Genomic DNA, 23590 nt, shown 5'->3' with positions numbered 1-23590 from the left:
ATCAATCTGGGCGAGAGCGACGCAGGCCTGCCATGGCGACTGCGGCAATGGCCAGCGAAATCAAAGCCAGCATCCAGCGTGCATCCATGGGAACGGGGGCTACACCATCCACGGGTGTCGGATCAGTTTCGAGCACTGTGACAGCGCTGATGGCCTTGTTGTTACCGTCCTCCGGATCGCTGGTTTCGGAATATGCAGTAGTCACCAACATCACCGGGCCAGACTGCTCTGCCTTGAATGTGGTGGTGCAGGTAAGCACGGCGCCCACCTGGAACTGAGGCACCGGGGCTGATGGCGTACATACCGTGGCAGCCCCCGCAGGAGCGCCTGTTACGGAACAGGTGGCATTGACGCCATAGTCCGGGCCCTGGTTGGTGCAGCTGGTGACTACCGTGACATTGGAGCCCTTCTGCACTTCCTGCGAAGCAGCCCCGGTCGCCACCATGTCTGCGAACACGCCCGGCGAAGAAACCGTGCAGGCGTTGCAATCACCTACGGAGCTGGTAACGGTATTGATGAATGTAGGCGTCAACACCGGAGGTGTGATGGTCAAGGTGAACTGCTTGGTCACGGTGCCACCGGGTGCCACGGTGATGTTGGTTTGCTCGCAGGTCGAGCCCTCGGTGGTGCATCCGGGTGAGGTACTCCAACCCTCGCCCACACCAGTGTAGGTCGCTCCATTGGGCACGGTCTCGGTCAGATCGGTGGTAGCGGCTGCGCCTCCAGAGTTGGTGACTGTGATGTCATACACCAGCACATCGCCATTGCGCAGCCTTTGCCCTTGGTACGATGCCCCGTTCACCAGAGACAGTTTTTTGGAGGTGGCCGGGTGGGCTGGTGTGTGAACGCTCAGAGTGGCCTGGGCCTGGGCGGTATTGACAGCTCCCTCCGCGGAAGTGACACCACCAGCGGGAATGGTGTTCACATGCGCACCCACCGTAGAAGAAGTCACCATCCATCGCAATTGGCAGGAAGCGCCAGCTGCGAGAGTGCCACCAGACAGCATCAATTGGCTGTTGCCCGGTGCCGTCAGGCTGCCAAAGCAGGTATTGCCGATCAGATTTCCTGTTGCAAAGACATTGGCAGGCAAGGCATCCGTGACACTCAGCGAATGCAGGTCGATGCTGGAGTTGGCGTTGCTCACCGTGATCGTGAGCAGGCTGGAGCCACCAGCGCCAATACTCGCAGGCGAGAAACTCTTGCTCACTGCCACCGCAGGTGCCACCACCTCCGTCTTGGCGCTGGTGCAGCTGGAGCGAGAGGCATCGCAACTGGCACCCGGGGTACCGGTCGATGACCCACCACTTGGATCCGTTGACGCATAGTTGGTGACCACCCCTGTGCTGGTTGCAACAGCTCGGAGCGTGAACGCGCCGGTACCTCCTGCAGCAATACTCGATTGCAGCCTGCAGGTGAGCAATGCACCCGCAGCGCTCGGCAGCGCGCCACAGTTGGCACCATTCACTGAAAGTGCTTGCATATTGGCAGGCAACTGTTCGGCAATCACTGCGCTGGGCACGGCCACACCCAGCCCATTGCTGACAGTGAACTGGTAGTCAAAGGCCTGCCCCATCGCCACCTTGGCTGGCCCCGTCTTGCTTACGCTCACCTTCCCGCTGCTCTGGCTGATGACGGTACTGGAGTTGTTGTCCGGATTCAGGTCGTTGGTCGCAACGGTCGCGGTATTCTTGATGCTCAGTGCATTGGCTGCAGCCCTTACCGCAAATTGGTAAGTGAGATAGCTGCCCTGGGTGGGCGCGCTAGATGGATCACCCGCAGTGGTGTTCACTGGCAACAGGCCCGTCGTCATCACCCAGGCATTTCCGTTGTTCGAACTGCTGCCGCATTGCGCGGAACCGGAGGCCGTGCAGCTGGGGCCGCTCAACAGGGTAACGTTGCCTGGCAAGAGATCGGCAATGGGAATACCGCTCACCTCCGTCGGGCCGTAGTTCCAGACCGTGATGACGTAGTTCAGCGTGCCACCTTGCGTGAACTGCGCAGGCCCAGTCTTGGACACACCAATGTCGGCCAGGGTATTGGCGCAGCTGGCATAGGATTCGGGTTTTGATGGGTCCAGCAGATTGGCCGCCGGGATGATCTCTTCAATACCACCCGGCTTCACCCATTTCATGCGCAGGAAATTCAACCCCCCTCTGTTGTTCCAGTAGACACGCATGGCATAGCAGCTGTTGTCCTGCGACGCAACAAAATTGCCTGGAATGTCGGGAAAGGAGGTCTCACTGGTATAAGAGCTCAGCCCACCAACCGGCACGTTGTAGTCGAAGTTGCGGTAATTGGATGCCGAAGCTGCGGAGAAATTGGTGGAAAAATCCACCTGAAGATCATCATCGTGTGCAGCCTTGAAGGTATAGGTTCCAGCGGTGGGAAAACGCACCAGCGTATAAGCTACACGCCCCTGGATCTGGCTTGCGCATGGCGCATTGCCTACACGGGTATTGCACAGCTGCTGTTCGTTGCTTGACCAGTCCAGGTCATCCAGCCTGCCCGAAGAGGCAACATTCTGAGGGCCGCCGCTGGCGAGATTGATCAGATTCGACAGCGTTCTGGTGCCGTCGTTGTTGCCGTAGTTGGGAGCTACGGGCGTGGCACCGGCAGGCAGGCTATCTCGCCCCCGGTAGTTGTCGAACAGGACAGTGGCGCCAGCAACATACGGAACAGTGGCCGCCAACAATACCGCACAGGTGGCAACGATCCGTGCGCGTGCGCCGGTTGGCAAGGGAAGTGGATGAGTCAGCGCCGCAAAGTTCGCCATGGCCTAGATTCCTTCTGTGTTGAAAACGGATACTCCGTCTTCAAGCAGCTGTAGCTGCTGTTGTCGTTGGGTCCCGCATCTGCAATGAACCTTCTCTCCCGCCCCATCTGGGCAAGCCGCTTGAGCCGTACAAATGCGTATGCGCTGGGCTCACCACATTGACTGCTACGTCCGGGGTCTGAAGACGGATAGATTCATTGAAAACAATGGGCCAGCCTTGTTTGAAACTGACATTTCTCAAATCATTATGCTCTACGAAAGAAACAACAATGATTATTATGAAATATATTGTTTCAAATAAAATCATGCGTATGAGATTCATATCGCAAGGGGTTTGCCGGCTCTCGAAGACCCACCCAAGCCTCTTGTCACCAGCACCACCTTCGCGGCTCATCCAGGCTGAGTACTCTCCAATACCCGAGTTGTCGGGGAGACGCGGCCAGCCATAACGCTGCGCCATAGCAATGCAAGCGCCTCGGGCCTCATCGGGCCCAATCTATTTCAGCAACTGGATTGGCGTTGGTGTGTCTTGGGTCTTCTGGGATGCCGAAGCATGTCAGTCGCGTTTTCAGCGTCTGGATCGGAGCCCCATTGCGAGTACCGAAGACTTGAGGCGACTACTAATTTCTTGGTATTCGTTAGCAGTCCAAGCGATTCAATCGTCATCCCTCCTTCAACTCTCGATGAAGCAAGGGAACCGCAGTGATTGAACAATCAAACAGACTGCCCTGCTTTGAAAAAGTTCCCGGATGCGAAAACGAGGCGACAGAAGGGCTCGCCAGGGGCGTGAAAAAAGCCGGTGCTAAGGAAGCTGCCAAAGAAATAAAAGAGAGGGAGGGGGTGTTCTCTCTGGCCCGGCGCAAACTGCTACAAATTCGCACCAGAATACCGGCATAAGCAAGCGCGCTCTATCGCGGGAAGGAGTGATCTGCCGAAATTGACAATCCCTTGCAATTGAGCCCGCAACCACCAATGCGGAGCATGGAAACACAATGGTGTTCCTCGTCCCTTCGTGAGCAGATTGCGACAACACCTCGCATGTCATACCAGCGCCCGGTGCAAGCTTTGATAACCTCGACCTCATAATCAGGCCATGATCTGCACGGTCGAACATCCAAACGCCTTTGAAGATACCGACAGCCATTGGAGCGGGAGGCTTTCGGAGATGAATCGGCGTGGTGCCGGCAGCACCGACGGCACGAATGGAGATGCGCGATCTTGACACTCCAGCACATGCAACCAGGGGCACTTCCTTTGAATGCCTTCTCACAAAGCACTATTCCACTGGATGCCCTTGCAGAGGAAATACGCACGTGCAGGATCTGCATTGAGCATCCTGACAAGGGCCGTGCCCTGAACCATGAACCGCGCCCCGTTTTCCAGCTATCCGCTTCAGCCCGTATCTGCATTGCCGGGCAGGCACCGGGCATACGTGCGCATGAAAGCGGCATCCCCTTTTCCGATCCATCTGGTGTGCGCCTTCGGCAGTGGCTGGATGTCGACGAAAACACCTTCTACGACGCTCGCCGTATTGCCATACTGCCGATGGGATTCTGTTTTCCAGGTCTTGATGCCCACGGAGGTGATCTGCCGCCTCGGCCGGAATGCGCACGCACCTGGCGAGATCGGTTGATGGCGCAATTGCCCGATCTGCGCTTGTTGCTGCTGGTTGGCGGCCATGCGCAACGCTGGCACTTGCAGCGCCTGAACGCGCCCAGGGAGCTTGCCCGGTTGGGGGTGAACGACACCGTCGCGCATTGGCGCAGCGTCTATGACAATCCGGCTCTCACACCGCGCAGCATCCCGCTTCCCCATCCATCGTGGCGCAACAGCGGCTGGCTCAACCGCAATCCCTGGTTTGAATCGGAATTGCTGCCCGAATTGAGGCAAGCTGTGCGATCACTGCTGTGACCTCCTGCAGGCCATTCTTCGCGCCTGGCCGGAACAGCATTCCTTCAGTGGTCACGCCACTTCTGCACCATCACCTGCTGCACCTTGCCCTTGAAGAAGAAGCGCCGATCCGTGGCACCTTGTGGATCTGCACCGATGACAACGGGGCTATTGTTTTGCGTGACTCCACCGGCGACTGCGATGGAAGGGGTTCGCTCCGTATTGTTGACCCACAGGCGCACGGCACCGTTGCCGTCATAGGCACCGATGATGAAGTATGAATCGGTGCCGTTGAATGCCGTCATGGGCACGGATGCGTAGTGGTAGCTGCCGTTGGCATGCACCCCAAAGCGCAGCAGTCCGGCGTTCTGCTCCATAGCAAAGCCGCCGCTGTCGCTCTTGGCGATGATGCTGGCTGTGGTGGCGGGGTTCAGATCGTCAAAATTCACCACGGCCGTGACAAGATAGCCGCCTGCTGCATCATTGTCAGCATCCCAGGTGGTCAAGCTCTGACTGCCGGCAAACACCATGCTGCCACCCACCCTGTCTTCATCGCTGGCAGCATCCAGCCATTCCAGAGCGGGTGTGCTGGCTCCGGCTGCCAGCGGATAGCCAGTGGCACCGGTTCGCTGGTAATTCAAGGGATAGATGCTTTGAGGTGCCGCATTCAAGTACACCAGCGACGTATTCTCCTGTATCAGCGTGCGGACGTTGCTTGGCTTGGCCGCATCAGCCAAGTCGTAGTCGGTGGTCAGGAAATCCACGTCCTCGCGCAAGGCCGACAGATACGCCTCGCCCATGCTCGCCGGAATCGTGTAGAGCCCCACGCCGAGCCCGAGCATCTTGGCCTGTTGGATCTTTCCGAACAGATCGCCAGTACGGTACTCCAACTCCACACCATCAAAGCCGAGACTTTTGGTGGTGCGTATGTTGTTGCGGATATCGCTCTCCACCAGGGTATGCAATCGGATGTGGTTGCGGATTCCTGAAAACTCCGAGGTCGCCAGCATCTGTTTGGCGCGCACCAGGTGCTGATGTCGACCATCCATGAAAGCGCGCAGGAATGCGGGCCTTGCAGCAGTGGCATAGTTGCCGTCACGAACGGCGCGCAGCACCTGCAGCATCATTGCATCGCTCTGTGCAGTCGTGGTGAATTTCTCCTTCACTTCCAGGAACAGCATGCGATCACTTTGCTGCAGGGCCGTGTTGGCCAACGAGGCCTCCAGGCTGCCGCGCGGCAACTCGCTGTCCCCATGCTCCACATACACTTTGCCATCGGCATGGGTGGTCAAATCAAATTCCACCAGATCAAAGCCACGCGCCAGTGCTTTGCCTACCTTGGCCTGCGTAGCCGCCAACGTGTCGCCATAACAGTTGTGGCAAGAAATCGCCACCGTATTGCCCAGGGCGGATTGGGGCAATGCACGCCCCACCCCAACCCAATAGGCTGACGCAGTAGCACGCAGTTCCGCAGGCTCTGATCGCAGCGCCATGTCTTCACCACCGCCACAGGCAGATAGCAGAACGGTCGCTAGGCTCATGAACGCCAGCTTGGTTGCAGACATAGGCTCTCCATTCGATATAGAAAGCTGCAACCATGCCAGGGACCGGTAACAGCCTGATGACACCTTTTGTACCAACTGCGCCTTGAAGACACCCCTGCTCCTGGGCGCATCTTCCCCGCTGATAGCTTGCCGCTAGCGGGCTTCTTTCCAAGCCAGATAACGCAATGCCAGAACAGCGCCCGCCACAATGCCGGTCACGGACAGAAAACTTCCCAACTGCAAGGTGGAAAGCGCACTGATACCCTGACCAATGGTGCAGCCCATCGCAACTACACCCCCTATGCCCATCAGGACGGCACCGGCCAGATGCCGCGCCAGATCAGCAGTATTGGCAAAACCTTGCCAGCGAAAGTCACGCCGCCACAGCGCATGCAGGAAAGCCCCTGCCACCATACCCGCCACGCTGGCGATGCCCCAGGTCAGCACCTTGTTGCGGTCACTGAAGAACAAAAGCCAGTCCAGGGTATGCGCCAGCGGCGTCACAAAGCTGAAAGCCTCGATGCGCCCGGTGTAGGTAGCCGCATACACATGCTCCAAGGTCGCAGGATGCTCCTGCACGTTACCGACATACCCGCCCAGCCACCATGCGGCAACCACGCACAGGCCGACAACAACCCCTCCCGCAAGCACGGGAAGATCGCGCCCCTGCCTGCCCCTTGCGCTCCAGGCCAACAGCAACAGCAGCAAGCCGAGTCCTCCCCCCATCAGGCCACGCGCCAGCGGCAAAGACCAGCCCGCTGCTCTGGCCACCACCTCGGGCAACAAGGCGGGCGAATTGAAGCCGATGTGCATGCTATCGAGCCACCGCGCACGGGCCACCGCCGTGATGCCCTTGAGCGTTGCAAAAGCCGCAACCGCAATGACCAGCAGAACGACCAATGACTTGAGATTGCCGCCTCCCAGCCGGGTGAGATTGCGCGCCCCGCAGCCAGACGCCAGCACCATCCCGACGCCAAACATCAAGCCCCCGACAATGGAGGAAAGCCACATCAGTTGCGTCCCCGCATACAGTGTGTCTGCAGCCGATACGCCTGCCCACAACACCAGTGCGGTAAAACCGCACATGGCAACGCCGATAGCCATGACCCACTGGCGCACGCGCATCCAATCGCCCAGGTAGACCACATCGCTGATCGCGCCCATGGTGCAGAAACGGGTTTCGCGCATGACAAAGCCCAACATGGCGGCCAGGAAAAAAACGGCCACCAGGATGGTGGCCACCAAAGTATCGAACTCTGCGGGGCTCATGTCCGCTATTGGAGCGGTTCTACCGGGTTTTAGCAATGCCCGCTGGCCCTATGTTGTCGCGCTCAGGCCACCCCCTGATTGGGCTTCACATTCAGCAGGCTTGGTTCATTGAGAGCGCGCGGTTTGAGCACCTTCTGGTCCTTGAGCCAGGGCTCCACCACTTCCCAGATCTGCTTGTTGCCCGCACTCTTCGCTTCTTCTGCCACAGGCGCCCAGCCCGCCACCTTGTATTTCTTGTCAGCCTCCAGCAACTCGCCCTTGAGCCGCATCTCGGTGATGCGTGCCCCTGCCTTGGCTGTGGGGTCGCATTGGTACTGCAGGCCACCCACACGCACCATGTCACCACCCTGCTGGTAGTAAGGGTCGGGGTTGAACAGGTTGTCTGCCACGTCCTCCAGCACGGTCTTGATGGTCGCGCCGGTCATCTCGGTCACCGTGGCATATGAATAGGTCGTTGCGGTCATGTCCATCAGCCATTCACGCGTGATGTCCTGGCCCGCCAGCAACGATGTGCCCCAGCGGAAACCGGGGGAGAATGCAATCGGTGCGTCCTGCACCGCCATCATGGCATCCAGCAGCAACTGGTCGCCCGTGCCGTTGAAGTTGCCACGCCGATACAGGGTTCCATCAGTACGCGCCAGCACCTCGTTCAAGCGCGATTCGTAAGGCGCACGGATCTTGGTGATCAGCGCCTCCATCTCGGTATCGGCAGGCAGGATGTTGGCAAATATCGGCATCAGGCGGTACTTGAAATCGCGGACCTTGCCGTCCTTTACATCAAAATCCAGCACGCCCAGGAACTTGCCGTTCGAGCCGGCGTTGGTCACAATGGTCTTGCCGCCCGCGTTCTCGACAATGGTCGGAATGGGCATGCCGTCGTGCGTATGGCCTCCCAGGATGGCGTCCACCCCACGCACACGGCTCGCCATCTTGATGTCGACATCCATGCCGTTGTGGGACAGAACCACGACGACCTTGGCACCCTTGCCGCGTGCCTCATCCACCATCTTCTGCAGATTGTCGTCCTGAATGCCAAAGCTCCAGTCCGCCACCATGTAGCGCGGATTGGCGATCGGCGTGTACGGGAACGCCTGACCGATGATGGCAACCGGAACGCCATTCATTTCGCGGATCACATAAGGCTTGAACACCGGATCGCCAAAATCTGCGGTCTTGACGTTCTGCGCCACAAAGTCGAGCTTGCTGCCAAAATCCTTCTCGATGATCTGCTGCACCCGCTCCATGCCGTAAGTGAATTCCCAGTGGCCGGTCATCACATCCACGCCCAGCAGCTTGCAGGCATCCACCATGTCCTGGGCATTCGTCCATAGCGAAGTGGCCGATCCTTGCCAGGTGTCGCCGCCATCAAGCAGCAGTGCTCCAGGGCGCGAAGCCTTCATGCGCTTGACCAGGGTAGACAGATGTGCAAAACCGCCGACCTTGCCGTAGCGCTTGGCTGCAGCCTCAAAATCCAGGTAGCTGAAGGCATGCGCACTCGCGGTTCCTGGCCGAATGCCGCAGGCCTTCAGCAGATGTTCGCCCACCAGATGGGGGCGCTGGTTCTTCATGGCGCCGATGCCCAGGTTCACGCTCGGTTCCCGAAAATAAATGGGTTTGAGCTGCGCGTGGCAATCGGTCATGTGCAGCAGCGACACATTGCCAAATTGGGGCACATCGTACAGCGCCTTGTCAGCAGTGGCACTGTCGGCCCAGGCGTAGCGCTGCAGGCCCATGCCACCGACGCTGGCTGCCGCCAGTACTTGCAGAAATTCGCGTTTGGAGAGGCTCATGGTGATAAAAATAGCTGGTAGCGCGCTTTCACCAAGCGCTACCAGCTATTGTTTTCATAGTGTTGATAATCCGGTCGGTTTCAGCGGTTGACCGGAGACTTGGGATCCACCAGCAGGGCCACCACATCGCGCACCTGCGCTTCGGTCAGGATGCCCGAATGGCCGAAACGCGGCATGCCGGAACAGGCGTTGTAGGCCTTGGCGTTCCAGACCTTGCCCCAGGTGTACTCCACAATGGCCTTGGACTCGGCGCTGCCGGGATCGGTGATGCCGCGAATCTTGCCGTAGTTGTAGAGCGAAGGGCCCAGCGTGCCGAACGAGATTTCTTCCTTGCTGATCTGGTGGCAGTTGTAGCAGTTGCCACCATTGGCGCTGCCTGCCTTGTCGGTCCAGGTCATGCCCCGGCCGTTCTGGGCAATTTTCTCGCCCTCTTTCCAATCACCGACCAGCTTGCCGTCCTTGGGCCACTGCACGGTTTTCAGGTTGGCCGCTTCAATTGCCGCGCTGCGCTTGGCGTCCAGCGGTACACCCGCTACATCGGCGGCGCTGCAAGCGGCATTGGATTCGTCCTGCTGCAGGCGATCCACCTTGGCAATCCCCTGGTCGCGGAACGACGATGCCACGGCCTGCTGGGTCAGAGCATCCAGATTTGCGCTGCTGTCCACAGAGGCGCAGCCCAGCACGATCAAGGACGATGCGATGCCCGCAATGGGCAACCAGTTTGCTTTTGACATGGTTCCCCTCCTTCAGCGCTTGATGGACGGTGCAGTTGCCTTGCCGTCCTTGCCATTGACACCCATGTATACCCCCAGAGCGACGGTCACGTCACTGGCATAACCAGGGTACGGAAATCGCTGCTGACGATAGCAGTCATTCAGGCGCCTCTGCATGCTCCACAGTTCGCCGGACGAGACTCGGTACGCGGGCCATGCACCAAAGCCTTCCGAAGCACCCGGGTTCTTGGTTAGATTGGGCAGGTCCTGCAGGCGGATGCGCTTGCCATCTGCACCGTGGCAGGAGGCGCAGGCAAAGTCATGAGGGCCGCCACGCATGAAGAACAGGCGCTTGCCCATTTCGTAAGCCTGCTTTTCCTGCGCATGGTTTTGCGGGAGGTTGAAGGGCATGCCCTTGGACTGCGATGCAATCCAGGCGACCAGACCCTCCATGTTCTTTTGCTCGTCCTTGCCAAAAGGCGTAGCGGCAATTTTTTTGGCATCGAGGCCTTGCTGCTTTTCCATGCAGGTCAAGAGACGCGACTCCAGATCCTGCACTTTTGCGGTGTCTGCAAAATAGCGGGGCAACTCCACAAACGCGCCCTTGACCACGCCGGGGCCCTTGCCCAGGTCACACTGTTCCAGCGAGGTATTTTTGGGGCCGCGTCTTTGCTTCCACAGCTCCTCGCCTTTCATCTCGAACAGCTCGGCGGGATTTCCGTCCTGCAGCATTTCGCGGTATTCGGCAATGCCATCGGCGGTGCTTTTCTGCGCAACAGCAGAAGCACTGGCCAGCAATGCCAGAGCGGCAGAGAAGACCAGTTTCCCGGCCTGGTTGGTTTGTCTCATGGGGCACCCCTTTTTTGTTATCTGTCAAAGAAGGCAGACAGCGAGGCGTCTACCCAGGCAAAGTGCACTGCCGTGTGGCCGATCCTGCCGCAGTTGCCACCGCAAGGTCGAGACAGCCCGCCCTTGCGGCGTAGCAGCCATCAGCTCACCGTGGCTTCATCGGTTCGCGTCTCTCCCTTGTTGTCCTTCCAGGACACCGATATCTTGTCGCCCGCCTTGGCGCCTTTGACGACAAATTGCAGAAAGGGGTTCTTCGATACCGCGGGCCCCCATTCAGCCGTCAGCACGGGCTTGCCATTGAGGGACGCGGTCACTTCCTGGATGAACCAGGCCGGAATGGTCTTGCCTTCCCCGTCCTTGCGCTGGCCGGTTTCCATCTCGTGGGACATCAACACCCGCACCGTGGTCTTGTCACCCGCTGCCTGAGCGCGAATACGCATTGGATCTGCCATGTCTTTCTCCTTGTTGTCTCGTCTCGTCTTAACCGCCGCAGCCGCCCAGGGTGACCTTCACTTCCTTCTTCGCAAACAGCGCCTTGCCATCCGCTGTGATGGCAACCGCATACACGTCCGAAGACTGGCCCAGTTTGGCGCGCGTGAGAAAGTTCGGCTCGACGGCATCATTCACATCAAAGGCAGCCACCAGGGTGCTCGGGTTCTTCTCGACCAGCACCAGAAGGCGCTTCACATTGGGCAGGGTGGTGGCAGCACCAATGGGCACGACTGCGCCGTTCTCTGCAATGTCTGGCGCAGTCAGGCTGACGTCCTTGCTTTCCGCAGGCGCGGCAGCGCCCATGGCCTTGATCACATCAGCCACGGTCTTTGCATCAAACGCGGTCTGGTTGTAGGCTGCCAGTGCTGCACGGGGCAGCAGGCCCGCTGCCAGCAGCAAGCCGGTAACGGCTGCGGAATGTTTGAGTGCATCTCTGCGGTTCATGTCTCAGTCTCCTTGTAATACGTGAATATGGGAATGGCTGGATGCGTCCATTTGCCCGCAACTGGCCTGTTACGGCTTTGCCGCAGACTCTCCCGCCAGCCAACCTGCAATCGCCTGGGCATCATCGTCGCTGATTCCGGGCTGCGGCGGCATGGGCATTGACCCCCACACGCCCGTGCCGCCTGCCTTGATCTTGCCCAGAAGATAGTCCTTCTTGCCGGGGTATTTCTTTGCGATCTCGGCAAATCCCGGGCCCACAATCTTCTGGTCCATGCCATGGCAGGCAATGCAGGCGTTTTTCTCCAGCAGTGCGGTAGGTGCTGCGGCCTTGGCCCCGTTCGCAACTGCCTTCGCCTCTGCCTTGCCAGACTTGCCATTGCCGCCGTCGGTTTCAATACCGCGCTGCGCACCGACCAGGCGGTTTTGTGCCGCCAGGTTGCCGTGGTTGTTGCTTGCATGCGCAGGCAGGGCCGACCGCACCTGTGGCTCGGGGCCGCAATTGCGCATGCACGCTGTGGCGCGCACATCCGGCTGGCCTGCGCCCTGCTTTGCACCGTTCGCAAAGTCATTGCCCGGCCACAGCCCGTGCTGGGTGGTCATGCCATTGCGGTTGGGCATCTTCTGCTGCACTTGGGCAATGTTCTTGTCGCTGAGTGTGTAGTCATCGGGGACCACGCCACCCAGATTGAGCAGATAAGCGGTTACCGCATACACCTCTTCCGTGGTCAGCGTCTTGGGGGCATTCCATGGCATGGCGCGGTTGATATAGTCCCACAGGGTCGATACCGTGGCAACCTTCATCATCGTGGTACGGCCTGGAAAGCCCGGGTCGTTCAGCCGTGCTGCATGGCCGGTCTTGATGTCATCGGCTGTGGTGCCGCCAATCAGCGGGCTGAAGACCTCGTTCGATTCGCCAAAGACGCCGTGGCAGGATGCGCACTTGGCCTCCCACACATCCATGCCCTTCTGCACCGATCCCGAGCCTGACGGCAGTCCTTTGAAATCAGGACGTACGTCGATGTCCCAGGCTTGTACTTCCTTGGCGGTCGCCTCCCGGCCAATGCCTTGAAAGCGCTCCCCTGCCTTTCCAGAAGCTTGCGCAAACGCCGCTCCATGGACAGCAGCCAACACAAACAGGGCATATCCCATCAGTCTTTTCTTACGCAAGCTGAACATTGGCCACCTCCCCATTCGCATGCACCGCCCACGACTGGATGGCATTGTTGTGGTAGATGGAACGCGTGCCGCGCACGGCCCTCAACTGCTGGTAGGTAGGCTGCACATAGCCGGTTTCGTCCATCGCCCGGCTCTGGATGATGCATTCCTCGCCATTCCAGGCCCAGTCGATGTTGAAGCGCGTGAGGCATTTTTCCATCACAGGCCCTTCGAGGCGAGCCGTGCGCCAGTTGCGACCGCCATCCACACTCACATCCACACGCTTGACCTTGCCGCGCCCCGACCATGCCAGACCTGTGATGTTGTAGAAACCCTTGTCGAGCAGCATCTGTCCGCCAGAGGGCGTGGTCACCACGCTCTTGCATTCCTGAATGCTGGTGTACTGGCGGTGCTGGCCGTCAGGCATCAGATCCACATAATGCACCGCTTCGTCCTTGGTGGCGTAAGGCATATCGCCCACTTCAATGCGACGCAGGTACTTGACCCAGCTGACACCTTGCACGCCTGGCACCACGAGGCGCAGCGGATAGCCTTGCTCGGGCCGCAGCATCTCGCCGTTCTGGCCATAGGCCACCAGCACTTCACCGGACGTGATCAGCTCCACCGGAATGGTGCGCGTCATCGAAGATCCATCGGCGCCTTCGGCCAGAATGAACTTGCCTTTCTTCAGATCCGCACCAGCCATTTCTAGCAGGGTGATCAGCGGCACACCGGTGAACTCGCTGCACGAGAGCATGCCATGCGTATATTGCACCGTCGGCACGGCCACATTGCCCCATTCCATGCCCGTGTTGGCGCCGCACTCGATGAAGTGAAAGCGCGACACCGATGGCAAACGCATGATGTCATCCATCGTGAACACCTTGGCGCTCTTGACCAGACCATTGACCATCAAGCGATGCTTGGAGGGATCGATGTCCCACCAGCCCTGGTGGTGACGCTCAAAATGCAGGCCGCTCGGCGTAACAATGCCGAACAGAGATTGCAGCGGTGCAAACGATACCGAGGCCTGCTTGGTCTGCGTGAGTCCGGGACTTTGCCTGCGCTGCACATTGGCCTCGTACTTGGATGGTTTGCCATAGCCATCGGTCACCACCGGCTGGCCCAGGCCCTTGCTGTGGGCAGGCAACTCGAGAATGTTCGGGTCTCCATCTCCTACCGACGCCTGTTGCGCATGCACGGATGCTGCCACGGTGCCCGCGGCAGCTGCAAATGCACTGCGTATGAAATCACGTCGCCCGGCCTTGGCCTCTGCAAACACCGTGCCCACCGCCTGTGGAGGTACAAAATTCTCTGGCGCCTTGCGCACCCTGCCCATCAGCTGGCTCCGCATATGCTCCCTTTCCAATAGCAAGCTTTATCCGAGAAATAAGCGCTGGTCGCTTGCCTTACTTGGAACCACCCAGAATCCAGGCAGCCAGCGTGCTGGCATCTGCATCGCTGAGCGCTGCTTGCGCCGGCATGGGAGCCGCGCCCCACTTGCCGGAACCGCCCGCCTTGATGCTTTTGGCGAGCTGGGCTTGTGCATCGGCCTGGCCTGCATATTTCTTTGCCACATCCTGATAGGCCGGGCCCACCAATTTCTTGTCGACGCTGTGGCAAGCCATGCATGCGTTCTTCTGAGCCAGGGCCAGATCGGCCCATGCAGGAGCTGCTGCCAACCCGCCTCCCACCATGACGACTCCTGCCATCCAAACACTTCGAAGTTGTCTCATCGCTTCACCTTTATTTATATATAAGCATATTTTTATTTATTGAAATATTAGAGAGTTCTGGCCGCTCGCTGGACTAGGTGATACCCGCGTTATCCCAGATATGAATAGCGAACTTCAGGTTTTCAGCCGTGCCGGCACAGGTACGGTGTTGCTGTATAGGGCTGTAAGCCATTGAGCAATAGCCTGCCCCATTGGATTAAATTGCAGGCTTGAAAGATGCACGCGCCTGCGCAAGACGTTCGTCAAGGTATGCGCCATAGAAGTCGGAAGTGGAGCCCGCCGTAAGCCGTGGGGCCAGTTCCTTTCCGCCACGGCCATAGAACAACACCGTCGGTGCAACCTCGATGCCCAGGTCCTTGACCACCTGTCCATGGGTTGTGACTCGCCCTTCCCAGTCACGCAAAGGTGCGCGTGACAGAAAGTGGATCTGCGTCACCACCGCACCGTCCTTGCTGGCAGGAAGCAAGTAGTTTTCGCGCGCCACCTTGCAAAATGGGCAACCCTGCAAGGTAGCCAATACCACCAGCGGCTGGCCTTGGCGCACGGCCAACGCCAGGCTTTGTGGCAAGTCCGCCGCCGTAGGCAGCAGCTGCTCCGATGCATCCAGTGCCTGGACCTGCACTGCCTGGCTTCCTGCTGCCTGGCTGAAGAGTAATCCGAGCATGGCATCGCGTCGGCGGATCATGGTTTTTCCTGCTCCATCAGCAAATAGGTGTTGTACGCGTTCATGCGGTTGGCCTCCTTGAACAGCGGGTACTTCTCAAAGCGCGACCAATCGGTGGATTTGTAGGCTTCGTCAAACGGGTCCAGATTGCCTGCCGCCTTGGCCATGGATTCGCGCAGGTAGCGGAGATAGTCGCGCGTCAGCTGCATGTCCGCCTTTGGATCATTCGATGCCGGGCCATGGCCTGGCACCATGACCTTGACGGAAAGCTTCAGCAGGCTGTCGAGCGCGGCAATCCAGTGGCGGCTGTCAGCTTGGCCGACGTAAGGAATCCGGTTGCGAAACACCACATCCCCAATGAACAGCACACCGCTTTGCGGGAGGAAAATCGCTGTGTCTTCCGGCGTATGGGCAGGCCCCATGTGTTGCAACTGAAACTGCACTCCACCGATCGAGAACACGCTGTTGTCCGCGCTCACCCATTCATCTGCCTTCACCAGATGGGTGTCCGCATCGATCCATGGCGCCAGCTCGGTGCGAGAAGCATCCAGGCGCAGCCGGGCGGTGTCGGAGTTGATGTACTCCCTTGCCAAGCCGTTGGCAATGATCTTTGCACCCAGCGCCTTGAAGACTTGCAGGCCATAGATATGGTCAGCGTGGTAATGCGTCAGCAGCACGGTGCTGATGGGTTTGTTCGTGATCTGCCTGATTTTCTGTACCAGCGTCTTGGCCAGTGCAGGGGAGCCCAGCGCATCAATCACCACCACGCTGTCTTGCGTGATGACAAAGCCGGCATTGGAGATGAAGTTCTGGTTCTGCGGCGAACCCAGCGCCGACAGGCCCTGCACGTAGTACACATCGGGGGCTACCTGCTTGACCTCCATCGAGACGGCTGCTGTCGCCGCCGCTGGCGAGCTTTGTGATGGATTGCCTGCCGCCGTGCTGGCAGCTGCTGCCACCGGCATATCCGGTGCTCCATCCGTGCCGTGCGCCTGCGCGCTTCCAGCACCCCAGCCCAGCACCCATGCAAAAGCGTAAGCCCATTTCACCCGTGTCGCCACCATGCTTGACTCCTGTCTCCAACCACCGTTTACTAGGGATCCTAGGTACTGTTACTGGCTTTGCAAAGCAATTGCCTGTTGCTAATATAAGTCACCAGCGATATTTTTGGGCTGGAGATACTACCAATGCAAAGGAGCCTCCCATGAAACGCCTGTTGTGTGCCGTCTTCCTGTCCTTGATGGCAGCCGTCGGCTTTGCCCAGGACAAGGTCAAAGTGGTCTACCACGTCAATACCGGCGTCGAAACTGCCGCAGCTATCCTCAACAACATCACCAACGAGCTCAACGCTTCGCCTACCGACAAGATCGTGGTGGTGACGCACGGCCCGGGCATCGATTTTCTACTCAGTGATGCCAAGGACAGCAAGGGTCGCGAGTTCAGCGGACAGGTGAGCGCATTGTCCGCCAAGGGTGTGGAGTTTCGTGTGTGCAATAACACCTTGCAGAGCCGCAAGATTGACGCGTCGAAGCTGCTGATGGAGACCCAGGTGGTGCCGTCCGGCGTAGCCGAAGTCGCCCGCCTTCAGGCCAAGGAAGGCTTCGTATACTTGAAGCCTTGATCGCGCTGAGTTACCAGCAAAAAAGGCAGCCACCGGCTGCCTTTTCACATTTTGCGGATGGCGCGCTCAATCTTCCATGGCAATCTGCAGACAGACGCTGCGGCACATCTGCACCACCTTGTCATTTGCAATGTAGTAGTAGATGCTGACCCCTTCACGCCGCTTGCCCAGCACCCCTGCCTGGTACAAGGTGTTCAGGTGCTGCGACATATTGGGCTGTGTGGTGTTGATCGACGCCAGCAGTTCAGACACGTTCTTTTCACCATTGCACAACGCGCTGATGATCTTGAGCCGCATGGGCGCAGCCATGGCCTTGAATAGCTCTGCGGCGCTTTCATATACGCCGTCGTCTTCCATCTCTTGCGATTCCATGCCCGCATTCCTTCCATCTGCAGCGACTGGCCAGCTTTCCGGCCAGGCCACCATACCTTGCCGGTACACCACTATATAGCAGAGCCCATGCAATGGCCTGATGCCTTTACACGCCCTCCATGAATAAAAAGGCGCCCGTCCGGGCGCCTGAAAGTGGATGGCCGATGCCTCATGCCGAAGCCGGCATTGCGGCCTTTTTGCTCCCTCTCGCTTTGAGCACGCGTGGAACAATCAGCACAGCCAGCACGATGATGATCAACGCCAACGACATGGGCCGCTGCCAGAAAATGCTCCAGCTGCCTTCCCCAATGGCCACGGCATTACGCATTTGCGCCTCAGCCAAAGGCCCGAGAATCATGCCGACCACCACCGGCGCGGTCGGAAAGTCAAAGCGGCGCATCACCACGCCCAGCGCACCGATAGCCAGCAGCAGGTACAGATCAAACGTGCTTTGGCGCATGCCATACGCGCCGACGGTCGCAAAGATCAGAATGCCTGCATACAGTTGCGGCTTGGGAATCTTGAGCAGCTTGACCCACATGCCCACCATGGGCAGGTTCAGCACCAGCAGCATCACATTGCCGATATACAGCGAAGCGATCAGTGCCCAGACCAGTGCAGCCGAAGAGGTAAACAGCTGCGGGCCCGGATTGATGCCGTAGTTCTGGAATGCACCCAGCAACACGGCAGTGGTGTTGCTGGTAGGAATGCCCAGCGTCAACAGCGGAATCAGCGCAGCCGTGACAGTCGCGTTGTTGGCCGCTTCCGGGCCTGCAACGCCCTCGATGGCGCCGGAGGTACCGAACTCTGCCTTGTCTTCGCCCTTGGCCAGCTTCTTCTCGGTGGCATAGCTCAGAAAGGTCGGAATCTCCGTACCGCCAGCAGGAATGCAGCCAAAGGGCGTGCCAATCACCGTGCCGCGGATCCATGCAGGCACTGAACGCTTCCAATCGCGACGCGTCATGTGCACGCGGCCCATCTTGTTCTGCGAATCGCGGGTCTTGCCCTCGTACAGTGCGTAATACAGCACCTCAGCCACGGCAAACAGGCCCACCGCCACCAGCACAATGTCGATACCGTCCAGCAGCTCCGGCTTGCCCATCGTATAGCGGGCGGTGCCGGTGATCTGGTCCATGCCGATGCAGCCAATGGCCAGGCCCAGAAACAGCGCTGTCATGCCGCGCAGGCTGCTCTTGCCAAGTACCGCACTCACGGTGGTGAAAGCCAGCACCATCAACATGAAATACTCTGGCGGCCCCAGCTTGACAGCGAAGTCTGCAACATAGGGGGCGAACAGCGTCACCACCACGGTGGCAATCGTCCCGGCCACGAAAGAACCAATGGCCGACGTGGCAAGCGCAGCACCAGCGCGGCCGCTCTTGGCCATCTTGTTGCCTTCCATGGCCGTCACCATGCTTGCAGTCTCGCCCGGCGTGTTCAGCAGGATCGACGTGGTCGAGCCACCGTACATGGCGCCGTAGTAGATGCCAGCAAAGAAGATCATCGAGGCGGTGACTTCCACCTTGGCGGTAATGGGCAGCAGCATGGCCACGGCCACTGCAGGACCGATGCCGGGCAACACGCCCACTGCCGTGCCCAGCGCGCAACCGACCAGCGCCCACAGCAGGTTGACTGGCGTCGCCGCGGTGGCGAAGCCTTGGAGCAATGCGTTGAATATTTCCATCACAGCCACCCTGTTTCCGTCAGACCCGGCAGATTGATTGCCAGGAATTGCGTGAAGGTCCAGAACACCGGCGCCGAAATCACCGCCCCGGTGAACAGATCGGTGCCAATGGTTCTGGCGCTGCCCGCATGGGCCTGGCCAGAGGCGCGACGCAAGCCCTGTGTTGCCACGGCGTAGCACAGCGTGCAGCTGACGATGAAGCCCAAGGTGGTGATGAGCGCCGCATTGATAAGCAAGCCGGCGCATACCCAGACCAGTGCGCCCCAGTCGCCATGCTGCGCGCCGTCCGGCGCGTCCAGGTGGCGGTAGCCGCCACTCAGCGCTTCCCAGCACAGCCACAGCCCGCACAGGCCGAGCACGCAGGCTGCCAGCCAGGGCAGGAAATCAGGCCCGACGCCGCTGTAACCGGCTTGGGATGGGATGTGCAACGCACCCCATGACAGCAGGCCTGCCACCACCAGCACAGCAATGCCGACGGCCAGTTGGGCCACCGTGCTTGGCTGGTGGGCGTGTTCAAAACCAGGCTCCGCGCCTGCGGGATTATTGGCAGCGGTACCGGCCGCTGCATGGGGATCTGCCATCGGGCTCATATCGGCGTCTCCTTTGTCCTTTGGAATGGTGCAGGGCAATGTTGGATCATGACTCTGGGGTGAACGGGGGCCTGAACCGCCGCGGAGAAGCGACGCTGCGCAGCAGCAATGCCGGGCGCTGACCACATCGCATTTCAATCCACCTGCAGCAGGCCGCCTGCTCGCAATCCACAACTTGCTTCCAGCACCTGAAATCTTGAGAAAAACAAGCCCTGGCACTTATCCATCAAGCGCCAGTGGCTTTTTTATAAACCGAGCACTGCTTCTGGCGGAACAGAGCCGCCAGGGCAGTACGAGAATCAGGACACCATGCCTGCGCGGGTCATCGTGTCTTTCAGGCTGGCAAATTCCGTCGATACAAATTTGCTGAAGTCATCGCCCGCCAGCCAGGCAGCGGTCCAGTCGTTCTTCTTCATCGACTCGGCCCAGCTCTTGCTCTTCATGGCCTTGTCCAGCATGTCAATCAGATTCTTGCGCTGCTCCGCACTGATGCCGGGGGCACCATATACGCCGCGCCAGTTGCCGATCTCCACATCGATACCTTGCTCCTTGAGCGTGGGAACGTCCACACCCTCCAGGCGCTGAGCGGCCGTGACAGCAATCGGCTTCATCTTGCCAGTCGCAATGTATTCGGCAAATTCGCTGAAGCCACTGCCTCCGACGGTGACATTGCCGCCCAGGATGGCGGCAATTGCCTCGCCACCGCCACGGAAGGCAACATAGTTGATCTTGGCGGGGTCCACACCCACCGCCCGGGCAATCATTGCAGCAGCGATGTGCTCGGTCGAACCACGTGAGCCACCGCCCCATTTGACGGAGCCCGGATCCTTCTTGAGCTGCGCCACGACATCTGCCATGGTCTTGAACGGCGAATTGGTTGGCAGCACAAAGACGTTGTATTCGCTGGTGAGGCGGGCCAAAGGCGTGGCCTGGTTCAGATCCACCGGCGGCTTGCCAGTGATGATGCCGCCCAGCATGACAGCGCCCATCACCATCATGGCATTGGCATCGCCCTTGCTGCCATTGACGAACTGCGCAAGTCCAATGGCACCGGCCGCACCGCCCTTGTTGTCGTAGGTAACCGAGCCAGCCACGCCAGCGTCCTGCAAGGCCTTGCCCAGTGCACGGCCCGTGGTGTCCCAGCCGCCACCGGGGTTGGCGGGCAACAGCATTTTCAGATTTGCAGCAGCATGGGCGCTGAACGGCAAGGCTCCGGCAGCAGCCAATGCCAGCATGGATTTGAGGAATTCGTCACGACGCATGAGTGCCTCCTTGGAAGATGTTGTAGATGGAACGATGATCGTGGCAATACCTGTCAAATGGCTGTCACGCCTGCGCTCATTCACTAGGGGAAACACCAAGGGCCAGGGTGCTGCACTCACGGTATGAGCAGCCTTCAATATGGTGCAAACTTGCCAGCATGCACCTGCTTTTGATCGAGGACGACGCCACCATGCAGACCACCCTGCAGCGCACGCTGCGGCGGCGCGGCATGGATGTTACCCCCATTACCGATGGCGCAGCCGCGCTGCATGCCTGGCGCCGACTGCGGCCCGATGCCGTACTGCTGGATCTGAGCCTGCCCAATATGGATGGGCTGGACATCATTGCCCAGGCACGAGCAGAAGGCCTGGCCACCCCCACCCTGATCCTGACTGCGCGCGGCACGGTAGGCGACCGCGTGCTCGGCCTCAATTCCGGTGCCGACGACTATCTGGCCAAGCCATTTGACCTGGATGAGCTGGAGGCCCGCATCCGCGCCCTGGTGCGGCGGTCGCAGCCCACTACCCCAGAAAATATGGCACCAGCCACCACGGCTGCCGGGAGCCTGCGCTATGACAAGTCCGCCGAGGCCTTTTACTGGCAGGACACCATCTTTGAACTGACACCGCGAGAAGTCGCCTTCCTCAAGACACTGATCCAGCCCATGGGCCAGGCCGTCACCAAGGAGCGCCTGTTCGCCGCCGTATTTGCCGGCGAGCCCGACGTGCAACTCGAAGCGGTCGAAGTCGTGGCCTACCGTCTGCGAAAAAAACTGGCCCCTACCGGCATGCAGCTGATGACCCTGCGCGGCCTGGGCTACCTGCTCAAATCCGGCGGTACTCCAGCCGAATAGCGCGCCACCCCGTACGACCTGCAAGACATGCCCACGCCAGCCAACACTGCAAAGCCAAGCTCCAGCAGCACCCATACAGCCAGCAACTCGAATAGCTCCATTCGCCGAAATCTGCTGCTGGGCATTCTGCTGCCCGTGGTCATCTTCATGGTCTACAACACCAGCAGCCTCTACCAGCAGTCGCTCCAGTCCCTGAACACCGCCTATGACCGCAGCTTGCTGGCATCGGCCAAGGTGATTGGCGAACAACTGACCGTGCAAGGCTATGACGAACTGGCCATTGTCGAATCCACCGTCCCCTACTCCGCCCTGGAGGCCTTTGAGGCAGACAACCAGTCGCGCCTGTTCTACCGCGTCTCCACGATGGCGGGTGAACTGATTGGCGGCTTTGCCGAGCTGCCGCTGTGGAGGGGCCGGATCGCCCAGCAGCCGCCCTATGCGGCACTGGTGGATTTCTACAATGGTGAGTTCCGAGGCATGCCTGTTCGCATTGCAGCGCTGCTGCAACCTGTAGCCAGCGCCAACGGGCGCGGCATGGCCATCGTGCAGGTGGCAGAAACACTGCAGATCCGAGAATCTCTGGCCCGAGAGATCCTGCTGGGCACCTTGTTCAAGCAGGCGCTGCTGTTTGTCTGCATTGCATGTGTCGTCGTGTTCGTGGTGCGCCGGGCCACCCTGCCCATCCTGCAATTGAGCGAACAGCTCAACAGCCGCAGCAACGATGATCTGCAGCCGCTGAAAGTGCCAGCCGCCACCCCCGTCGAAGTACTGCCCCTTGTAGACTCCACCAACCACGCCATGGCGCGCCTGGCCCATCTGCTCGCACACCAGAAACGCTTTGTGCGCGATGCATCGCATCAATTGCGCACGCCACTGGCCGTGCTCAAGGTTCAGGTGCAATCGGCCCTTCGCGGCGACGTGGAGCCACTCCAGGCCTTGCACGAAATCAACAGCACAGTGGGCCGTGCAACCCAGCTGGCCAACCAGATGCTGTCACTCGCAAAAGTAGAGCAGTTGCAGCAGTCAGAACAGGCGCAGCCGGTCAGCTTGACCGAGATCGTGCGCGACATGGTCATCGAACTATCTCCCTTGCTGGCTGAAAAAAACCTGCAGTTTGAACTGGTGAGCGAAGAGCTGACGCTGCTGGCCCACCCTTGGATGCTGCGTGAGCTGGTACGCAATCTGCTGCACAACGCCATACAGCATTCACCGCATGGCGCCCCCTTGCAGATCAGGTTGGCCATTGAAGACAATCACCCGGTTCTGCGCGTCAGCGATTGGGGAGAAGGCGTATCCCCGGCAGTGCAGACACGTCTGGCAGAGCCTTTTGTCAGCGGCACACCCAATGGCGGATCAGGCCTGGGCCTTGCCATTTGCCACTCCATCTGTGATGCACTTCATGCACAACTGCACTTGCGTAACCGCCATGGCAACGGCGCCATTGAAGGATTCGACGCTGTAGTAGAGTTTGCTTCTGTAGCCAATACATCCCCACCTTCCTCCCATGTCCACATCTGACACCTCTGACAGTGAATCCATGCGCATCGACAAATGGCTATGGTGCGCGCGCTTCTACAAGACACGCGCCATAGCAGTGGAGGCCATCAACAAAGGCCATGTGCGCGTCAACCAAGCCAACGCCAAGCCGGGTAAAGAGGTAAGAACAGGCGATACCGTAGAGCTGCAACAGGGCAACATACCGAAGACTGTGGTCATCGCCGCCATGGCCCGTACCCGTGGGCCCGCCTCCACCGCACAGGCGCTTTACACCGAGACCGCCGAAAGCATTGCACAGAGGGCCGCGCTGGCCGAACAGCGACGCTTGGCCCCGGAACCCGCCAATACGCTCAAGGACGGCCGTCCCACCAAGCGCGATAGGCGAGAGTTG

At 59.5% G+C, this 23590-nt stretch carries 24 protein-coding genes; 6 read left to right on the top strand and 18 right to left on the bottom strand.

What is annotated here, in order from left to right; translation table 11 throughout:
* Position 1 precedes the first annotated feature (1 nt).
* Both ACH2DG_RS19015 and ACH2DG_RS19010 read right to left on the bottom strand, forming a co-directional pair.
* The gene (locus ACH2DG_RS19015; protein ID WP_395028030.1) at positions 2 to 2773 is read right to left on the bottom strand and encodes a hypothetical protein; all 2772 of its coding nucleotides are present in this window, start codon (positions 2771 to 2773) and stop codon (positions 2 to 4) included.
* A 40-nt stretch (positions 2774 to 2813) separates the two neighbouring features.
* A complete protein-coding gene (locus ACH2DG_RS19010; RefSeq protein WP_395028028.1) occupies positions 2814 to 3233 on the bottom strand; it encodes a hypothetical protein in 420 nt (139 codons plus the stop codon).
* A gap of 242 nt (positions 3234 to 3475) precedes the next feature.
* Here ACH2DG_RS19010 and ACH2DG_RS19005 point away from each other — a divergent pair, with 242 nt between their 5' ends.
* Both ACH2DG_RS19005 and ACH2DG_RS19000 read left to right on the top strand, forming a co-directional pair.
* On the top strand, positions 3476 to 3670 hold the full coding sequence (locus tag ACH2DG_RS19005; RefSeq protein ID WP_395028027.1) for a hypothetical protein: 195 nt from the start codon (positions 3476 to 3478) through the stop codon (positions 3668 to 3670).
* 321 nt (positions 3671 to 3991) lie between these two features.
* Complete coding sequence (locus tag ACH2DG_RS19000; protein ID WP_395028025.1) at positions 3992 to 4684, top strand: uracil-DNA glycosylase family protein; 693 nt, start codon at positions 3992 to 3994, stop codon at positions 4682 to 4684.
* 44 nt (positions 4685 to 4728) lie between these two features.
* Here ACH2DG_RS19000 and ACH2DG_RS18995 read toward each other — a convergent pair whose 3' ends face one another.
* From ACH2DG_RS18995 to ACH2DG_RS18940, 12 genes are all read right to left on the bottom strand, one after another.
* On the bottom strand, positions 4729 to 6228 hold the full coding sequence (locus ACH2DG_RS18995) for a LamG-like jellyroll fold domain-containing protein (RefSeq protein WP_395028024.1): 1500 nt from the start codon (positions 6226 to 6228) through the stop codon (positions 4729 to 4731).
* Positions 6229 to 6360: 132 nt separating this feature from the next.
* Complete coding sequence (locus ACH2DG_RS18990) at positions 6361 to 7476, bottom strand: YeeE/YedE family protein (protein WP_395028023.1); 1116 nt, start codon at positions 7474 to 7476, stop codon at positions 6361 to 6363.
* A gap of 62 nt (positions 7477 to 7538) precedes the next feature.
* Complete coding sequence (soxB, locus tag ACH2DG_RS18985) at positions 7539 to 9266, bottom strand: thiosulfohydrolase SoxB (protein WP_395028022.1); 1728 nt, start codon at positions 9264 to 9266, stop codon at positions 7539 to 7541.
* 80 nt (positions 9267 to 9346) lie between these two features.
* Positions 9347 to 10000, bottom strand: a complete 654-nt coding sequence (gene soxX / locus ACH2DG_RS18980) for a sulfur oxidation c-type cytochrome SoxX (protein ID WP_395028021.1) — start codon at positions 9998 to 10000, stop codon at positions 9347 to 9349.
* A gap of 12 nt (positions 10001 to 10012) precedes the next feature.
* On the bottom strand, positions 10013 to 10828 hold the full coding sequence (soxA, locus tag ACH2DG_RS18975) for a sulfur oxidation c-type cytochrome SoxA (RefSeq protein WP_395028020.1): 816 nt from the start codon (positions 10826 to 10828) through the stop codon (positions 10013 to 10015).
* Positions 10829 to 10968: 140 nt separating this feature from the next.
* Positions 10969 to 11280: a thiosulfate oxidation carrier complex protein SoxZ gene (soxZ, locus tag ACH2DG_RS18970; protein WP_224151585.1), complete on the bottom strand. Its 312-nt coding sequence runs from the start codon at positions 11278 to 11280 to the stop codon at positions 10969 to 10971.
* Positions 11281 to 11308: 28 nt separating this feature from the next.
* Positions 11309 to 11764 carry a thiosulfate oxidation carrier protein SoxY gene (soxY, locus tag ACH2DG_RS18965; RefSeq protein ID WP_395028018.1) on the bottom strand — a complete coding sequence of 152 codons (456 nt, stop codon included), beginning with the start codon at positions 11762 to 11764 and terminating at the stop codon, positions 11309 to 11311.
* A gap of 69 nt (positions 11765 to 11833) precedes the next feature.
* Entirely contained in the window at positions 11834 to 12940 is a 1107-nt protein-coding gene (locus tag ACH2DG_RS18960; RefSeq protein WP_395028016.1) for a c-type cytochrome, read from the bottom strand.
* Positions 12924 to 14273, bottom strand: coding sequence for a sulfite dehydrogenase (gene soxC / locus ACH2DG_RS18955; protein ID WP_395028015.1), 1350 nt, complete (start codon positions 14271 to 14273; stop codon positions 12924 to 12926). The genes ACH2DG_RS18960 and soxC overlap by 17 nt, the downstream gene beginning before the upstream one ends.
* A 55-nt stretch (positions 14274 to 14328) precedes the next feature.
* Positions 14329 to 14631, bottom strand: coding sequence for a c-type cytochrome (locus ACH2DG_RS18950; RefSeq protein WP_395028013.1), 303 nt, complete (start codon positions 14629 to 14631; stop codon positions 14329 to 14331).
* 220 nt (positions 14632 to 14851) lie between these two features.
* Positions 14852 to 15340 carry a hypothetical protein gene (locus ACH2DG_RS18945; RefSeq protein ID WP_395028011.1) on the bottom strand — a complete coding sequence of 163 codons (489 nt, stop codon included), beginning with the start codon at positions 15338 to 15340 and terminating at the stop codon, positions 14852 to 14854.
* Positions 15337 to 16284 carry an MBL fold metallo-hydrolase gene (locus ACH2DG_RS18940; RefSeq protein ID WP_395028034.1) on the bottom strand — a complete coding sequence of 316 codons (948 nt, stop codon included), beginning with the start codon at positions 16282 to 16284 and terminating at the stop codon, positions 15337 to 15339. The genes ACH2DG_RS18945 and ACH2DG_RS18940 overlap by 4 nt, the downstream gene beginning before the upstream one ends.
* Positions 16285 to 16523: 239 nt before the next feature.
* Here ACH2DG_RS18940 and ACH2DG_RS18935 point away from each other — a divergent pair, with 239 nt between their 5' ends.
* Positions 16524 to 16940, top strand: a complete 417-nt coding sequence (locus tag ACH2DG_RS18935) for a DsrE family protein (RefSeq protein WP_224151579.1) — start codon at positions 16524 to 16526, stop codon at positions 16938 to 16940.
* A gap of 66 nt (positions 16941 to 17006) precedes the next feature.
* Here the strand turns inward: ACH2DG_RS18935 and ACH2DG_RS18930 are convergent, their stop codons facing one another.
* The 4 genes from ACH2DG_RS18930 to ACH2DG_RS18915 form a co-directional block, all read right to left on the bottom strand.
* A complete protein-coding gene (locus tag ACH2DG_RS18930) occupies positions 17007 to 17312 on the bottom strand; it encodes a helix-turn-helix transcriptional regulator (protein ID WP_184711434.1) in 306 nt (101 codons plus the stop codon).
* A 169-nt stretch (positions 17313 to 17481) separates the two neighbouring features.
* Entirely contained in the window at positions 17482 to 18996 is a 1515-nt protein-coding gene (locus ACH2DG_RS18925) for a tripartite tricarboxylate transporter permease (protein ID WP_224151577.1), read from the bottom strand.
* Positions 18996 to 19586 carry a tripartite tricarboxylate transporter TctB family protein gene (locus ACH2DG_RS18920; protein ID WP_395028010.1) on the bottom strand — a complete coding sequence of 197 codons (591 nt, stop codon included), beginning with the start codon at positions 19584 to 19586 and terminating at the stop codon, positions 18996 to 18998. Before ACH2DG_RS18920 ends, ACH2DG_RS18925 begins: the two co-directional genes overlap by 1 nt.
* A gap of 299 nt (positions 19587 to 19885) precedes the next feature.
* A complete protein-coding gene (locus ACH2DG_RS18915) occupies positions 19886 to 20848 on the bottom strand; it encodes a Bug family tripartite tricarboxylate transporter substrate binding protein (protein ID WP_395028009.1) in 963 nt (320 codons plus the stop codon).
* A 158-nt stretch (positions 20849 to 21006) separates the two neighbouring features.
* Here ACH2DG_RS18915 and ACH2DG_RS18910 point away from each other — a divergent pair, with 158 nt between their 5' ends.
* The 3 genes from ACH2DG_RS18910 to ACH2DG_RS18900 all read left to right on the top strand — a co-directional run.
* Complete coding sequence (locus tag ACH2DG_RS18910) at positions 21007 to 21702, top strand: response regulator (protein ID WP_395028007.1); 696 nt, start codon at positions 21007 to 21009, stop codon at positions 21700 to 21702.
* Between the two features lie 27 nt (positions 21703 to 21729).
* On the top strand, positions 21730 to 23220 hold the full coding sequence (locus ACH2DG_RS18905; RefSeq protein ID WP_395028006.1) for a sensor histidine kinase: 1491 nt from the start codon (positions 21730 to 21732) through the stop codon (positions 23218 to 23220).
* A partial coding sequence (locus tag ACH2DG_RS18900) for an RNA-binding S4 domain-containing protein (RefSeq protein ID WP_395028004.1) occupies positions 23207 to 23590 on the top strand: 384 nt, incomplete at its 3' end. The genes ACH2DG_RS18905 and ACH2DG_RS18900, both read left to right, overlap by 14 nt.

It is taken from the genome of Comamonas odontotermitis, from assembly GCF_040396735.1.
Taxonomy (GTDB): domain Bacteria; phylum Pseudomonadota; class Gammaproteobacteria; order Burkholderiales; family Burkholderiaceae_C; genus Comamonas; species Comamonas odontotermitis_C.
This window is presented reverse-complemented; position numbering and strand designations above follow the sequence as displayed.

Bases quoted from the DNA above. Each gene is read 5' to 3' on its own strand.
- ACH2DG_RS19015 (WP_395028030.1), bottom strand. From the start codon at position 2,773: ATGGCGAACTTTGCGGCGCTGACTCATCCACTTCCCTTGCCAACCGGC.
- ACH2DG_RS19010 (WP_395028028.1), bottom strand. From the start codon at position 3,233: ATGGCGCAGCGTTATGGCTGGCCGCGTCTCCCCGACAACTCGGGTATT.
- ACH2DG_RS18995 (WP_395028024.1), bottom strand. From the start codon at position 6,228: ATGTCTGCAACCAAGCTGGCGTTCATGAGCCTAGCGACCGTTCTGCTA.
- ACH2DG_RS18990 (WP_395028023.1), bottom strand. From the start codon at position 7,476: ATGAGCCCCGCAGAGTTCGATACTTTGGTGGCCACCATCCTGGTGGCC.
- soxB (WP_395028022.1), bottom strand. From the start codon at position 9,266: ATGAGCCTCTCCAAACGCGAATTTCTGCAAGTACTGGCGGCAGCCAGC.
- soxX (WP_395028021.1), bottom strand. From the start codon at position 10,000: ATGTCAAAAGCAAACTGGTTGCCCATTGCGGGCATCGCATCGTCCTTG.
- soxA (WP_395028020.1), bottom strand. From the start codon at position 10,828: ATGAGACAAACCAACCAGGCCGGGAAACTGGTCTTCTCTGCCGCTCTG.
- soxZ (WP_224151585.1), bottom strand. From the start codon at position 11,280: ATGGCAGATCCAATGCGTATTCGCGCTCAGGCAGCGGGTGACAAGACC.
- soxY (WP_395028018.1), bottom strand. From the start codon at position 11,764: ATGAACCGCAGAGATGCACTCAAACATTCCGCAGCCGTTACCGGCTTG.
- ACH2DG_RS18960 (WP_395028016.1), bottom strand. From the start codon at position 12,940: ATGTTCAGCTTGCGTAAGAAAAGACTGATGGGATATGCCCTGTTTGTG.
- soxC (WP_395028015.1), bottom strand. From the start codon at position 14,273: ATGCGGAGCCAGCTGATGGGCAGGGTGCGCAAGGCGCCAGAGAATTTT.
- ACH2DG_RS18950 (WP_395028013.1), bottom strand. From the start codon at position 14,631: ATGGCAGGAGTCGTCATGGTGGGAGGCGGGTTGGCAGCAGCTCCTGCA.
- ACH2DG_RS18945 (WP_395028011.1), bottom strand. From the start codon at position 15,340: ATGATCCGCCGACGCGATGCCATGCTCGGATTACTCTTCAGCCAGGCA.
- ACH2DG_RS18940 (WP_395028034.1), bottom strand. From the start codon at position 16,284: ATGCCGGTGGCAGCAGCTGCCAGCACGGCGGCAGGCAATCCATCACAA.
- ACH2DG_RS18935 (WP_224151579.1), top strand. From the start codon at position 16,524: ATGAAACGCCTGTTGTGTGCCGTCTTCCTGTCCTTGATGGCAGCCGTC.
- ACH2DG_RS18930 (WP_184711434.1), bottom strand. From the start codon at position 17,312: ATGGAATCGCAAGAGATGGAAGACGACGGCGTATATGAAAGCGCCGCA.
- ACH2DG_RS18925 (WP_224151577.1), bottom strand. From the start codon at position 18,996: ATGGAAATATTCAACGCATTGCTCCAAGGCTTCGCCACCGCGGCGACG.
- ACH2DG_RS18920 (WP_395028010.1), bottom strand. From the start codon at position 19,586: ATGAGCCCGATGGCAGATCCCCATGCAGCGGCCGGTACCGCTGCCAAT.
- ACH2DG_RS18915 (WP_395028009.1), bottom strand. From the start codon at position 20,848: ATGCGTCGTGACGAATTCCTCAAATCCATGCTGGCATTGGCTGCTGCC.
- ACH2DG_RS18910 (WP_395028007.1), top strand. From the start codon at position 21,007: ATGCACCTGCTTTTGATCGAGGACGACGCCACCATGCAGACCACCCTG.
- ACH2DG_RS18905 (WP_395028006.1), top strand. From the start codon at position 21,730: ATGCCCACGCCAGCCAACACTGCAAAGCCAAGCTCCAGCAGCACCCAT.